Source organism: Pseudohongiella nitratireducens, from assembly GCF_001642735.1.
Taxonomy (GTDB): Bacteria; Pseudomonadota; Gammaproteobacteria; order Pseudomonadales; family Pseudohongiellaceae; genus Pseudohongiella; species Pseudohongiella nitratireducens.
This window is the reverse complement of the sequence record NZ_LWHM01000026.1, coordinates 1-14,050: the sequence shown is the minus strand read 5'-3', so window position 1 is coordinate 14,050 and position 14,050 is coordinate 1. Positions and strand designations below refer to the sequence as shown.

General features: G+C 50.8%; 14 protein-coding genes and 1 pseudogene. 5 read left to right on the top strand and 10 right to left on the bottom strand.

Going from position 1 to position 14,050, the window contains the following annotated elements; all coding sequences use genetic code 11:
• Positions 1 to 132 precede the first annotated feature (132 nt).
• The 3 genes from PSCS_RS09030 to PSCS_RS09025 all read right to left on the bottom strand — a co-directional run bounded on the left by PSCS_RS09030 (position 133) and on the right by PSCS_RS09025 (position 3,897).
• Positions 133 to 1,443, bottom strand: coding sequence for a DUF2235 domain-containing protein (locus PSCS_RS09030; protein ID WP_068893738.1), 1,311 nt, complete (start codon positions 1,441 to 1,443; stop codon positions 133 to 135).
• A gap of 433 nt (positions 1,444 to 1,876) precedes the next feature.
• Positions 1,877 to 2,023 carry a class IIb bacteriocin, lactobin A/cerein 7B family gene (locus tag PSCS_RS15590; protein WP_157885679.1) on the bottom strand — a complete coding sequence of 49 codons (147 nt, stop codon included), beginning with the start codon at positions 2,021 to 2,023 and terminating at the stop codon, positions 1,877 to 1,879.
• Between the two features lie 134 nt (positions 2,024 to 2,157).
• Positions 2,158 to 3,897, bottom strand: coding sequence for an SLC13 family permease (locus PSCS_RS09025; RefSeq protein WP_082866366.1), 1,740 nt, complete (start codon positions 3,895 to 3,897; stop codon positions 2,158 to 2,160).
• Positions 3,898 to 4,287: 390 nt separating this feature from the next.
• Between PSCS_RS09025 and PSCS_RS09020 the strand changes: the two genes are divergently transcribed.
• Positions 4,288 to 5,475 (top strand): Fic family protein, encoded by a 1,188-nt coding sequence (locus PSCS_RS09020; RefSeq protein WP_068811788.1) that lies wholly within the window; start codon positions 4,288 to 4,290, stop codon positions 5,473 to 5,475.
• 53 nt (positions 5,476 to 5,528) lie between these two features.
• On the opposite strand, the gene PSCS_RS09015 is transcribed toward PSCS_RS09020, so the two are convergent.
• On the bottom strand, positions 5,529 to 5,918 hold the full coding sequence (locus PSCS_RS09015; protein WP_082866367.1) for an H-NS histone family protein: 390 nt from the start codon (positions 5,916 to 5,918) through the stop codon (positions 5,529 to 5,531).
• 302 nt (positions 5,919 to 6,220) lie between these two features.
• On the opposite strand from PSCS_RS09015, the gene PSCS_RS09010 reads away from it, so the two are divergent.
• A complete protein-coding gene (locus tag PSCS_RS09010) occupies positions 6,221 to 6,700 on the top strand; it encodes an antitoxin Xre/MbcA/ParS toxin-binding domain-containing protein (protein WP_158662860.1) in 480 nt (159 codons plus the stop codon).
• On the top strand, positions 6,700 to 7,182 hold the full coding sequence (locus PSCS_RS09005; RefSeq protein WP_068811786.1) for an RES family NAD+ phosphorylase: 483 nt from the start codon (positions 6,700 to 6,702) through the stop codon (positions 7,180 to 7,182). The genes PSCS_RS09010 and PSCS_RS09005 overlap by 1 nt, the downstream gene beginning before the upstream one ends.
• 3 nt (positions 7,183 to 7,185) lie before the next feature.
• Here PSCS_RS09005 and PSCS_RS09000 read toward each other — a convergent pair whose 3' ends face one another.
• Positions 7,186 to 7,452, bottom strand: a complete 267-nt coding sequence (locus PSCS_RS09000; RefSeq protein ID WP_068811785.1) for a type II toxin-antitoxin system RelE family toxin — start codon at positions 7,450 to 7,452, stop codon at positions 7,186 to 7,188.
• Positions 7,439 to 7,672: a CopG family transcriptional regulator gene (locus tag PSCS_RS08995; protein WP_068811784.1), complete on the bottom strand. Its 234-nt coding sequence runs from the start codon at positions 7,670 to 7,672 to the stop codon at positions 7,439 to 7,441. Before PSCS_RS08995 ends, PSCS_RS09000 begins: the two co-directional genes overlap by 14 nt.
• 160 nt (positions 7,673 to 7,832) lie before the next feature.
• Here PSCS_RS08995 and PSCS_RS08990 point away from each other — a divergent pair, with 160 nt between their 5' ends.
• The gene (locus tag PSCS_RS08990) at positions 7,833 to 8,258 is read left to right on the top strand and encodes a nucleotidyltransferase substrate binding protein (RefSeq protein ID WP_068811783.1); all 426 of its coding nucleotides are present in this window, start codon (positions 7,833 to 7,835) and stop codon (positions 8,256 to 8,258) included.
• A 335-nt stretch (positions 8,259 to 8,593) separates the two neighbouring features.
• Complete coding sequence (locus PSCS_RS08985; protein WP_068811782.1) at positions 8,594 to 10,024, top strand: mannose-1-phosphate guanylyltransferase/mannose-6-phosphate isomerase; 1,431 nt, start codon at positions 8,594 to 8,596, stop codon at positions 10,022 to 10,024.
• An 11-nt stretch (positions 10,025 to 10,035) separates the two neighbouring features.
• On the opposite strand, the gene PSCS_RS16260 is transcribed toward PSCS_RS08985, so the two are convergent.
• The 4 genes and pseudogenes from PSCS_RS16260 to PSCS_RS15585 form a co-directional block, all read right to left on the bottom strand.
• A complete protein-coding gene (locus PSCS_RS16260) occupies positions 10,036 to 10,164 on the bottom strand; it encodes a hypothetical protein (RefSeq protein WP_267890005.1) in 129 nt (42 codons plus the stop codon).
• 165 nt (positions 10,165 to 10,329) lie between these two features.
• The gene (cysN, locus tag PSCS_RS08980) at positions 10,330 to 12,231 is read right to left on the bottom strand and encodes a sulfate adenylyltransferase subunit CysN (RefSeq protein WP_068811781.1); all 1,902 of its coding nucleotides are present in this window, start codon (positions 12,229 to 12,231) and stop codon (positions 10,330 to 10,332) included.
• A pseudogene (cysD, locus tag PSCS_RS08975) lies at positions 12,231 to 12,842 on the bottom strand (sulfate adenylyltransferase subunit CysD); the annotation flags it as partial. The pseudogene cysD and the gene cysN, both read right to left, overlap by 1 nt.
• 17 nt (positions 12,843 to 12,859) lie before the next feature.
• A protein-coding gene (locus tag PSCS_RS15585) for an IS3 family transposase (RefSeq protein WP_397387140.1) occupies positions 12,860 to 13,971 on the bottom strand; the annotation gives its coding sequence in 2 pieces (ribosomal slippage) (positions 12,860 to 13,719 and positions 13,719 to 13,971; 1,113 coding nt in all).
• Between the last annotated feature and the right edge of the window lie 79 nt (positions 13,972 to 14,050).

Genomic DNA, 14,050 nt, shown 5'->3' with positions numbered 1-14,050 from the left:
TATACCGTGACAATTTTATTTCGTCATTTTTTAAACCACTACACAAGGAACGCGGCTGAGTGGCTAGTAAGGGGCTCATCGATCACATCACCATTGCCTCGTATGATGACTACAAAAGGTTGGCGGCAAATATTAAAAATGCGAGGAAGTTGTGCGGGTAGCCAGCGAGTGACTGTTTGTTCTGTTTGATGCAGACCTGGACCTGTTAGATACGTGCTGCTGCGAATTCAGTTGCCCTATCTCTGGCCCTATCTCTGGCTCTAGCGCTGACTCAGTAATCGCCTGCTCGACGTGCGCGTATTCGCCCGCCCGGCGCTGAAAATTCCTGCCACGCTGGCTATCAACCAGAAAATTGGCCGGTGGCGCTTCCGGGCGACTGACGGCCAGCCAGCGTCGGGCGGCAGACAGATCGATGGCTTCGCCGATGGCACCGCTGCCAATGCGACGAACGCGGGGGCGGCCAATCATCAGACTGCGATACAGGGGGCGAATCGGATCGCGCATTTCAGCAAAAGGGTTCGGGTCGACCCGGTTAATCAGATAATTGGGGCGCAGTGTCAGACCGTGGTTTGCGGCTTTTTCCAGCATCCACTCCAGCGCTACATCAGAGAGTCCGGCATCGGCATAGCCGCCGCCAATATTGCCATGCACCCCGGGGAACCAGACCTGCTCTACCGTTTCGACGTCTTTGGGACATTTGCCACGCCACAGCGCCGGTTCAAACGGGCGGCGCATCTCATTCATGGCCAGTGCCTGATAAGCATGGCGCACGTTCTTACTTAATCGGGTATTATGAAACTGGTGCTGTGACCGGGTCAGTTTGCCCAGTAATCCCTGGGTTGGCAGCCCCATCGCACCCACCGTATCCCAGACGCCAAGCATGGTAACCGTGGCATCCACAGCATGAAACCGGTTACGAAACTCACGTGCCATGCGCTTTTGCTTTGTCTTGATAGGCTCACGGTAAATCCGCGCCGCCTCAGAGGCGACATCCATAAAATCGTAGGAATAATCGACACGCTTGGGGATACCACACAGGTCAATCATCGCGACCAGGCTACGTACCGCGAAAGCGCCACGACTGAATCCGAACAGAAAAAGCTGATCACCGATACGGTAGTTTTCCAGCAACCACACATACGCCTGGCGCATATTGCCGAACAACCCCCGGCCAGCGATACCGCCCCAGAGTTTATCGACAAAGCCATCGGTACCAACGCCCGCATCGTAGTATTTAAGCTGCTCAACATCGCTCTGCCGGGTATCAATAGCGCGCAGCAGTTTCACCACATTGCTTGGACACTGACGGTCGCGGTCCTGCTGATCCGGTGTATTCCACGTGCCATCAAGCCCCAGGACCAAATGCCGATGTCCAGCCGCGGTATTGTTTGCCGTGACACCTGCATCACTGGCTACCGTTATATGCGCAGTTCTGTTTTCCATGATCTGCCAATTATTATTTACGATTATTATAAAGTTCGGCATTGTGTCGCAAAGGCAACGTTCGGTATAGAATTTTGCGATGAACCGAGGACTAAGCAGGAGAAATGTGAATCAGTTCACATTTATAAATCATGCCAATCACCCGAACGGGTAATGCGGCAGCAGAGGGTCATTGCAGCAACTAAACTTAGATGGTGAAGACCCATTAAGGATGATAAAGATGTTACCCAGAATATTCAGTGTGCGCGGTTTATTGCTCGTATTTGGCCTGATTCAACTGACTGTAGCATTACTTTTAGCGCTGCAGGTTCCGAGCATGCTTTTGTCTGGCAACATTGTTTCATGGAGCCTGGTATGTTCATTGATTATTACTGGGCTTTGTTTAATGAAGGCGGAGCCTCGATAAAGACTCCACCGTTACGGTCGTGACAGGCTATGATTCTTGCTGCATATAGCGCGACGACATGAATGTCGCATACCCCAGCAAGACACCATTTAATGCCAGATCAATACCTATCACGGCCAATGGTCCCAGTCCGCCACTAACCTGCTCTACTTCAGTTTGAGTAAGCTCTCTCATCTTTACACTCCTTGTATATGTAGACAGTTTCATTGATACAAATGTACCAACATAAATAGTTTAGCGCCTCTACGACCCTGTCACAGGAAAAAATGCCTTCATTAATGGACAGAACAGCTTGCTGACCAGGCTATTTAGTAGGGGAAAAATACCGGCAGCAAAAAAGCGGCACTGCCGAGGTAGGCAACGGAGATGGGCAGCCCTGCCCTGAGGTAGTCACGGGGGCGGTAACCGCCGGGAGACATGACCATGAGATTGGTCTGGTAGCCGTGCGGGGTCAGGAAGGAAGCACTGGCACCATAGAGCACAGCCATGACAAAGGGCATGTAGTCGAGCCCCAGTGCAGTGGCAGTGCTCAGCGCCACGGGGAACATCAACGCAGCGGCGGCGTTGTTGGTCATCATCTCGGTCATCAGCGCGGTGAGCAGCAGGATGGCTATCATGGACAGCCGAGGGTCGCTGTCCAGGGTGGCCAGCACACCGTTGGCAAAGATGGCAGCCAGGCCGGAGTCATTGAGTACGTAGCTGATGACCAGTGCGGAGGCGATGGTAAAAATCAATTGCCAGGGCACATTGCGGCGCAGCTCCTGAGCCCTGACCAGGTTGACGGCCAATGACAGCACCAGCACACAGGCCAGTCCCTTGATCAGAGAAAACATGCCCAGGCTGGCACCGAGGATGGTCAGCAAAAACGTGCTCAGGGCAAAATGAGACTTCCAGGGCCGGACAAACTTGGTGACCATAGGCCGGGAAATGGGAATGAAGTTACGCTCCACACCGTTGCGGGCAGTAAAATCCGGACCGGTCGCCAGCACCAGCGTATCACCGGCCTGCAAACGCATCGGCAACTGCCCTTTCATCAGGTCGAAATGCGGTGTCACCGGGCGCACAGCGACAATCGACGCATCGTAGCGCAACCGAAAATCTACCCGCCCCAGTCGATGCCCTGCCAGGGCTGACTCGCCACTGACCATCACTTCCAGCAGATTGTCGGTAGGAATGTCCTGGCCGTGACCTCGAGTGACCAGACCGGGAAACTGCGAAAGCAGATCCAGCCGGGAGACATCACCGGCAAACACCAGAATGTCCCCGGGCCGTACGGTTTGATAGGCGCGAACCGGCGCAATCACTTGACCGTGGCGGACTATTTCCACCAGACGCAACTCATCCAGCCGAATCAGCCCCGCCTGGCTGACCGTTTTGCCGATCAGGGGGCAATCCTCAGAGACCCGGGCATCAATCAGGTAATCCTCACGCGGTGTCTCTTCCACCTCGGATGGTTTCAGCAAATAAGGGAAAAGCAGCAGCATAACGCCCAGGCAAATGCAGAACAGCAAAATGCCCATGGGCAGCGGCGTGAAGATATTCCACTCGGGTAACCCGGCTTCACTGATAAAACCGCTTAACAGCAAGTTGGTGGAAGTGCCGATCAGGGTCAGCATGCCACCAAGCGTCGCTGCGTATGACATCGGCAGCAGCAGCTTGGGCGCATCCTTTTTACTGGCCGAGCGCAGCGGCCCGATCAGTGAAGCGACCACGGCGGTGTTATTCAGGAAGGCGGATTGCAGCCCCACCACTGTCAGCAGCTTTGCCAGGGCGCTGCGGTAACCGCCGCGCACCAACCGGTTTGCCCAGACCTCCAGCAACCTGACTTTGTTCAGCACCGTCGCCATCAGCATCAGCAGCACCACGGTGATCAGGCCGGGATTGACGATCTGGCGGGTCAGGGATTCAAGGGGAATAAAGCCGGCGACAAAGTAGACAAAGGCCACGGAAGAGAAAATCACACCAACCGGGTAACGTCCCCAGATGAGCATGCCAACCAGAAAAAACAAGGTGGCCAGAATAAAAAGTTGCGACAGGTCCATAGGCATAAATTCGCTCTTATTATTCTGGGGAGTATACGGGCTTCAGGCGCGGTGGCAATGCTTAATTATTAGTTTTTGTAAACAGGCTACGGCTATTCAAATTAATCGTCATAATGCTCAGTCCATTAAATACTCGAAAATCAAGTATGGGTATTAATCCGGAAAACATAGATAGTCGACAGATAAATGTATGGCCTGTTCAGAAGGTTATAGCAATAAATTTGGAGTCCAAATAGCCTATTTGGGTCTTCGACCTGAAAACACCGTCTGATTCCAGCCATTTAACCGGCCAATAATCAGGCAGTAAATTCACTTACCTCCTTCCTAACATCCTGATATCATGATTTTATTGATAAATTCAAAGCGGCCAAAAAAGCGGCCACCAAGGAGCCCTCCATGATGAGAGATGCCGAGGAAGATACCTTCTTGTTTGAACCCTTACTTATTAGTGAGGGCCCTCACCGGGAGCACCTAAACGACCTGGCATTAGAACTGGCAACACGCAACGCAGGTTTCCGTCACAGCTTGCCGGCACCTGTCGTTCGCGCCCTGGCTGGTCTGGTTCGCTCTATGAACTGTTACTACAGCAACTTGATAGAAGGCCATAACACCCACCCGGTTGATATCGAGCGGGCTCTTGAGGATGACTACAGTGCCGATCCTGAGAAAAGGGACCTGCAATTGGAGGCAAAAGCCCATATTAAGGTGCAACAATGGATTGATGATGGTGGATTAGAAGCGCCGGCAACTGACCCGGAAATGATTCGGGCAATACACCGTCGCTTTTGTGAGCAACTGCCTGAAGAGTTGCTCGTAGTTAAGAATCCTAAAACGGGAGAAACTGCCAAGGTTGTACCCGGACAGTTCAGGGAACGTGATGTCGAAGTGGGCAAGCACCTGGCAATCAGTCCGGCTAGAGTGCCTCGATTTCTATCCAAAATGCATGAAACCTATAGTCGCCCCGGCAAGATTAGCGCCATCTTGTCCGCCTCATGCGCCCACCATCGGATGTTATGGGTCCACCCCTTTCTCGATGGCAATGGCCGCGTTGCCAGGCTGATGAGCTACGCCATGCTGCGTGAAACGCTTGACACCCAGGGGCTATGGTCCGTTGCTCGAGGACTGGCGAGGAGTGAGTCTGATTACAAAAAACACCTGCAGGCATGCGATCAGCCAAGGCAGGGAGATCGCGATGGTCGTGGCGCTCTCAGTGAGAAGGCGCTGATTGATTTCGCGCATTATTTTCTCTCCACCTGCCTGGATCAAATTGCCTTTATGGAGCAATTGATGCGCCCGGATGAGCTTCAGAACAGGATCATGATTTGGGCCCAAGAGAAAATCAGAGGTGGCACACTGGTACCAAAATCAGATGTAGTCCTTCGTGCCATTCTTCATCAAGGTGAGGTGGCCCGAGGCGAGGTGGCTGATCTGGTTGGAGTCAGTGAGCGCACAGCCAGGCGCATCACATCTGAGCTGATAAAAACCGGCGCATTGCATTCACAAAGTTCGCGAGCACCGTTAACGATTGCGTTTCCTGCCTCGCTTGCCGGGCGATGGATGCCCGGCTTGTTCCCGGAACAATGACACTGGGCAGCCATGCTGCCAGTTCAATAAAACTGACAACGGGTTTACATGAGTCAGACCCGGAAATCGTCCAGAGACGCCCCGTTATTGATCAGGTCAGTCAGCCAGTTCGGTTGCTTGCCACGACCCGCCCAGGTTTCACCGTTAGGGCCGATAAACTTGGGCTCTGCTTTTTTGACGGGTTTACGTCCCGCTTTACGCCCTTTTTTAGCCGTTGCTTTTGATTTAGTGCTCCCAGCAGATTTTCCTGCAACTGTTTTCGTCGCAGCTTTTCTGCCCCGCCCTGCACCACCGGAAAGTCCCAAATCCGATGCCGTCAAATCATATAACTTGATTTTTTCTTTGCACTCCTGAATCGCAGTTTTGCGCTCGCTGTTATACAGCTCATCGGCCTGTTTTTGCAGCTCTGCGATTTTATTCTGGATTTCTTCGTATTTACTCAAAATACACTCCCATACTAAGAGAATTAAAAATAACTATTATTTTTAAATTATTATTTCCTGAGATTGAATATTAAATAGAATTAATAAGAAATAAAACAAATATGATGGCTTAATAAGTCTGCTATAACAGATTAAATGAATCATCATTTGACCTCTCGTCAACATGATGCAAAACTAACATCATATTGACGAGAGGAAGTATAATGGCAACGCTACCAGAAGGTCGAGGCACGAAAAAGCCCTTAACCAAAACAAAGGGAGCACAAAAAAAAGCAGCGCAACAAAAAGCAAGAAGAAGCAAAATGACGACGTTAGAGAATTCGCGCCCACGCGCGCATACTTTCCGGGCAAAAGACATTCCGCCTTACAAAAGCACTGGGTTGGTTTACAACGCCATACCCGTTGAAACCCTTCGCGATCAACGCGAATTTATCAGCCAATCGCGAAAAGGCATTCCGGGAAAGTGGGTGAAAAACATTGTTGAAGGCACCGGGCTCCGCGAAACCTTCCTTGTTATCCTGGGAGTGTCTTCGAGCAACCTGAGCCGGGTTTATCGACGTCAATCACTACCCAGTGGCCAATCAGAAGAAATGCTGCATGCGGTTAGAGTGATTCAACAGGCTAACGAGGTTTGGGAGTCTGAAGAACTGGCACTACAGTGGTTGAGAAGTCCTGTGGGTGCATTGAACGATTCCCGCCCTATTGATCAGTTCGATACCTTTCAGGGGCGCCAGTGGGTCTCTCAGCTACTCGACAGCATTGAGCACGGGGAATTTACCTAGTGCTCCTGTACCGAATTGCCAAACAAAAATATCTAGAAGACCTGAGGGGGCTTGGCGGGAGTTACGCAAACGGTGCGCGCTGGAATAAACCTCACACGCCGGTGCTGTACTTTGCGATGTCTGCCGCGGTAGCTCAGTTGGAGATGGCAAATTACACGAGCAGCCCTCGCATGCTGCCACCATCGACCCGTCTGGGCGTTTACGAAATACCCGATGATACACAGGTTGACCGACTCAACGGGAATGATCTGCCAGATGACTGGACACACCACCCTTTCCCTGAGTCTACACAGGAAATTGGTGAACAGTGGTTCAAGAGTAGCGAAGCATTCGGATTAATTGTCCCGAGCTGTGCTGTGGCTGCTGGTCTTGGTGAAATCATGGTGATTAACCCTGCCCACAATGCTATCGATGATATAAAACTGATAGACACTATTGCTGACATTTACAATTCAAGGGCATTTAATGGTATCAAGCAATAAAACTTAGCTGCGCTTATAAACATGCTTTCGGTGGGCTACCTTCACAACCGTCACGACAAGCAGTTCATCTTCCATCTCATATATGATCCGGTACAGGCCGCCCTGCCGAATCCGGTAACGTTCTTGCCCTGACAGTTTTTCGCTGTCAACCGGGAGAGGATTTTCCTGCAGCTTTCTTGTGCGCTGAAGAATGCGGGCGACATCTCTATTTGGAATTGAGCGAAGATCCTTTGCAACCGACTTCTTAAAGACAAGCTTATATTTTGCCATGAGCCTTCAAGTCGTCCAGCAAGGCTTCATAACTCATTGTTGGCTCGGAAACGCGTTCCTCGAACGCTGCCAAATCTTCCTGATCGTCAGCCAATGCTGCACGAACAGCATCGTTAACAATGTCTGACAGGGAGCGGTGCGTATGGGCTGCCTTTAGCCTCAGTGCTGCGTGTAACTGAGGGTCAAAATATATCGTAGAACGCTTTGATGTTTCGTTCATTGGGCTCTCCAATTACCATGATGTCAAAACATCATATCGCCACAACGTTATAGCGTCAACGACGATACGATTTGAAGCTCGATAACTGATATCTGAAGTTGCCAGTCAGTCCTGTAGTTGCCCCTGCTAAACCGCCCTCCTTCCCGTCTATACTAATGTCATGAGCACACACCCCCCTCAAGACATACGCTGGCAACAGCGATTCAAGAATTTTCAGCGAGCCTTCCTGCTGTTAAGAGAGGCGCTGGAAAAAGAGCCGGAGACCCTGAGTCAACTGGAAAAAGAGGGTATTATTCAGCGCTTTGAGTATACCTTTGAACTGGCGTGGAAGGTGTTGAAAGACAAAATGGAGTTTGATGGCCTGGAGATCAACCAGATATCACCCAAAGCGGTGGTAAGGCAGGCATATGCCGCCAAATATCTGGATGACGCAGACACCTGGTTACGCATGATCGGCGACAGAAACCTCATGAGCCATACCTATGATTTCAGCAAGTTTGAAGCCATCATTATCACCCTGCGTGCAGAGTATCTGCCTATGCTCGATGACTGGTATCTGAAGCTGCTGGAAGAACTCAATGTGTGACGCTCTGGACACCAAAACCCTGGATTTGATGTCCGGGGTATTCAACAAATATCTGACTGTTCACAAAGCAGTGCTCAGCCTTACCATGAATTGCAAAACCAGGCCCTGATCGAGCATATCGATCGTATCGGCAAGGTGATCTGGGAAAAAAGATTCATGGACGAATCCGGGAAAAGTGCCACTAAAACTGATTGAGCTGCAAAGTGGCAATTTTTTCCAAACCAAAGTCCCTGGTCGTAGCAGTTTAGTCCTGCCGTTCTGTCATACCCGTACATTCTCATTCCATGTACAATAACGCTATGTCTTTTTACCCATATGGAAAAGTGAGTAATTAAATGAGCACAGTGATTCCTGTCATTCTCTCTGGTGGTTCGGGCACGCGCCTTTGGCCACTGTCCAGAAAACATTACCCCAAACAGTTTCACAGGCTCAGCGGCAGCGGACAAACGCTGCTTCAGGACACGGCGTTGCGGGTGAAGCACCTGGCTGCCCCTATTCTGGTCTGTAATGAAGACCACCGATTTATGCTGGCCGACCAACTTCAGCAGGTTGGCATCAGCCCTGCTGCCATTCTGCTCGAACCAGAAGCAAAGAATACGGCACCTGCCATCGCCCTCGCAGCACTGAAAGCGCTGGAAATTGATTCAGACGCAGTCATTGCGGTGTTCCCTGCGGACCACGTCATTGCCAATCAAGCCGTGTTTGAGCGGGCCCTGGCAACTGCCGTCTCGGCAGCACAATCGGATAACGCATTACTGACCTTCGGTATCGTGCCAACCCATGCTGAAACGGGCTACGGCTATATCGAATGTGAGTCAGGAAGCAGCAAAAATGACAGTCATGAGGTAAAGCCGGTAAAACAGTTCGTTGAAAAGCCGGATCTGGCAACCGCTGAATCATACCTTGCAAGCGGGAACTACTACTGGAACAGCGGCATGTTTGTCTTCAAGGCCGCAACCTTTATTGAAGAACTCAGCGCACATAATGAAGCCATCGCTCGCCACTGCAAAGCGGCTTATGAGACTGCAAAGGAAGACCTGGATTTTGTTCGTATCGACAAGGCAGCGTTCGCAGCCTGCCCTTCCGATTCCATTGACTACGCAGTCATGGAGAAAAGCAACAAGGTGAATGTTGTCGGCCTGGATGCTGGCTGGAGTGACATTGGCGGATGGCGCGCTATTTGGGACATTCTAGACAAGAACGAACAAGGTACAGCAGCGGTCGGCGATGTTCTCAATATCGATTCGAAAAACACGCTGGTACACAGCAACAGCAAAGACAAGCTGGTTTGTACTATCGGACTGGAAGATATTGTCATTGTTGATACCCCAAATGCCCTGCTGGTTTCCCATAAAGACCGGGTTCAGGATGTTAAAGAGGCAGTCAGCCAGATCGCAGAAGATGACCGTCAGGAACATCTGTATCACCGGGAAGTGCACCGCCCCTGGGGCAGTTATGACTCGATCGATTTTGGTAATCGCTACCAGGTGAAGCGGATTACGGTGAAACCCGGCGCGTCGCTGTCTTTGCAAAAGCATCACCACCGGGCAGAACACTGGATTGTGGTAACTGGCACGGCAGAAGTTCAGGTGGGTGAGAAAGTGAGCATACTCTCGGAAAATCAGTCTGTGTATATTCCGCTGGGAGAGATTCATCGGCTGACGAATCCGGGCAAGGTACCGCTAGAGCTGATTGAGGTACAGAGCGGCAGTTATCTGGGCGAGGACGATATTGTCCGGTTGCAGGATAATTTTGGGCGGAGTTAATGCTCCGCCTCTCAGCCGGAAAAAACTGCGCCAAACCATTCGGTGGTTCCGGCTATCAGCATCATGGCAACTATGACATAGACAAAATGTTCTCGGGCCTCGGCGACGGCTGCAGGCTGGTTTTTTATCTTATTATTCATCGTATTCTCCTGCCGTTTCACAACGAAAAGAAAAGTCATGTTATAGGAGGCTTACACACACCCTATTACCATATACTTGGCTAACGACCATTTTCTGCAGATCTTTATCCGGAAATCACATGTATAAAAGAAAATGTGACACGGATCATAAACTCTATGTATTTACTAAATAATACCTTCTTTTTTCAGGAACTCGATGACCTGGGCAGCTGACTGCTCGGGTGTTTCATTTTCTGTCGTTACTGTCAGCTTTGGTGATTTGGGCACTTCATAAGGTGAATCAATGCCGGTGAAGTTCCTGAGTTCACCTTTACGTGCTTTTTTATAGAGCCCTTTCACATCTCTTTTTTCCGCTACACGCAGTGGTGTATCCACATATATCTCATAAAACTGCTTGTCACCAATCGTTTGCCTGGCACCGATCCTTTCCGCTCTGAAAGGTGAAATAAAGGCAGTCAGCACGATAAGACCCGAGTCAATCATCAGCTTTGCTACCTCCGACACTCGGCGGATATTTTCTACCCGGTCAGCATCGGTAAAGCCCAAATCACGGTTGAGACCATGTCGAACGTTATCACCATCAAGCAGATAGGAATGTCGACCAAGCGCAAATAACTGCCGTTCTACCTCGTTCGCGATAGTGGACTTACCGGCACCAGAGAGTCCAGTGAACCAGAGCACAACGGGCTGCTGCCCCTTCTGCTGTGCCCTGGCCTGCATGTTGATATCAAAGTGCTGCTGGTGAATATTATGGGATCGGCGCAAGGCAAAATGCACCATGCCCGCCCCCACCGTCTGATTGCTCATCCGGTCTATGATAATGAAGCCACCAAGCTCTCTGTTTTTCGCATAAGCTTCAAAGGGGACATGTCGATCAAAACTGATATTACAGATACCTATCTGGTTCAGCTCCAGCTTGGTGGCGGCCTCCTGCGCTAGTGTATTGACATCCACGCGGTGTTTTAAGGCAGTAATCGTCGCATTCACCCATTGAGTGCCGATGAGGATGCGATACGGACGCCCCGGATACATGGCCCCGTCAGACATCCAGACAATCGTGGATTCAAACTGGTCGGAGACCTCACAAGGAGCACTGGCGACTGAAATGACATCGCCACGAGAGATATCCAATTCATCTTTCAAGGTTAACGTTAACGCCTGGCCAGCCACCGCTTGATCCAGATCGCCATCAAACGTGACGATGCGTTCAACGGTACTCTCCTTACCAGATGGTTGTATGCGAACCCGATCACCAGGTTGCACCTGGCCAGCGACAATCATGCCGCTGTAACCTCGAAAGTCCAGATTGGGGCGATTGACTCCCTGAACCATAAATCGAAATGGCTGCCCCTGCATGGCGTCGGTATTCACCTCGCAGTTATCGAGCCAGGAAAGTAAAGACGGCCCCTGATACCAGGGCATCCGGGTGCTGGATGCGATGATGTTATCGCCTTTCAATGCAGATAACGGTATCAGCGTAATAGCTTCCAGGCCCAACTGCTCTGCAAACTGACGATATTCTTGTTCGATGGCCTTAAAGCGCTCTTGGCTGTAATCAACCAGGTCCATTTTGTTGATGGCCACAACCACTTTGCGAATACCAATCAGGTGCGCCAGGTAGCTGTGCCGTCGTGTCTGTGTCAACACACCACGTCGTGCGTCTATCAGGATAACGGCGGCATCTGCTGTCGACGCGCCAGTCACCATGTTTCGGGTGTACTGTTCATGACCCGGCGTGTCTGCAACAATATACTTACGCTTATCCGTGGCAAAAAAACGATAGGCCACATCGATGGTAATGCCCTGCTCTCGCTCTGCTGCCAGACCATCCACCAGCAGGGCAAAGTCTAGATCACCGCCCTGCGTGCCATATTTTTTGGAATCGCTCTCAAATGCAGCTAACTGGTCATCAAACAGCAGGTTGGATTCGTAGAGCAAACGGCCAATCAGGGTGGATTTGCCGTCATCAACGGAACCGCAAGTGATAAAGCGCAGCATAGTCTTGTGCTGATGCTGGTTCAGGTAGGAGGTGATGTCGTTCTCAATCAAGTCTGACTGCTGGCTCATCAGAAATAGCCCTCCTGCTTCTTTTTCTCCATCGATGCAGCCTGGTCAAAATCGATCAGACGCCCCTGACGCTCAGAGGTGGTGGAAAGCAGCATTTCCTGGATAATATCTGTCAATGTGGATGCATTCGACTCAATCGCACCAGAGAGCGGATAGCAGCCTAACGTACGAAATCGCACAGATTTCATCTGCGGTTGCTCGCCCGGATTTAACGGCATCCGCTCATCATCGATCATAATCCAGGTGCCATTGCGCTGAACAACGGGACGGTTGGCTGCCAGATACAACGGGACGATAGAGATTCCTTCCGTCAGTATATATTGCCAAATATCCAGCTCAGTCCAGTTAGACAAAGGGAATACCCGGATAGATTCACCCGGCATTTTCAGGCCGTTATAGCGTGACCACACCTCCGGTCGCTGATTTTTGGGGTCCCAGCGGTGATTTGCCGAACGAAAACTGAAAATACGCTCTTTAGCCCGACTCTTTTCTTCATCCCGCCGTGCACCACCAAAAGCCGCATCGAAGCCATAATGATCAAGCGCCTGTTTAAGGCCTTGCGTCTTCCACATATCCGTATGTAATGAAGATCCGTGATCAAAGGGGTTAATCTGTAAACATCCCTTAATTAGTGCCAACAGTTTTTAGAGGCCAAGGGTTCATTTTTCAGCCGAGCATATTCTGCTGGCGGAATGTCATTCAGTGACTCATGCGGCCGTTCTTCATTGTATTCTGTCAGCCATTGTTCTGTGATATTCCGAACTTCCGTCAGATTCCGGAAGACGTAAAAATCTAATACCTCGTTCCGATAGGTTCGATTGAACCGTTCAACATATGAGTTTTGCGTTGGTTTTCCTGGCGAAATAAATTCCAGGTGCACATTGTTTTCCTCTGCCCATTCGGCCAGTGCGACCGAGATGAACTCAGGGCCATTATCCAGTCTGACCTGCTCCGGATATCCGCGCCAAGCAGCCAGTCGATCCAGCGTGCGGATCACTCGTGCGGCTGGCAGATTCAGATCGATCTCGATGGCCAGAGCCTCACGGTTGAAGTCATCGACCACATTGAAGGTGCGAAATCGCCGCCCGCAGTACAGTGCATCGCTCATAAAATCAACCGACCAACTCTGGTTCAACGACTGCGGTACTGACAGCTGTTTCGGGTTGCGACTGGGTAGTCGTCGTTTGCCGCGTCGTCGCATGTTAAGCTTCAAAGCGCAGTACACTCGGTGTAATCGCTTGTGGTTCCATTGATGGCCCTCTCGCCTCAGTACGTGATACAGCTTTCTGAATCCGTAGCGTGGATAGCGTTCAACCGCCGACAGCAATGTTTCGATCACCTCGTCGTCCCTGTGGGTATCTGGCTGGTAATCGTACGTCGAGCGGCTCAGTCGCAGTGCTTTGCAGCTGCGCCGAACGCTGAGCCCATGCTCACTTACCAGATAATCGACAATACTGCGTTTCTCTGCCGGCGCTAGAGCTTTTTTTCAATGACGTCCTTCAGGGCAGTGTTCTCAAGCGCCATATCGGCATACATTCGCTTGAGCTTGGCGTTTTCCTCCTCCAGGGCTTTCAGCCGTCGGATGTCGGAGGCTTCCATACCACCATACTTCGATTTCCAGTTGTAGTACGTGGCATCGGAGATGCCATGCTCGCGGCAGACATCCTTGACCATCCTACCGCCTTCGACCTCCTTGAGGATCTTGATAATCTGGTGCTCGCTGAATTTCGTTTTTCGCATTTTCGGTTCTCCGTGGTTAACTACTATTATCCACAAGAACCTCTAAAAATCACTGGCCCAATTTTAGGGGAGGTTTACA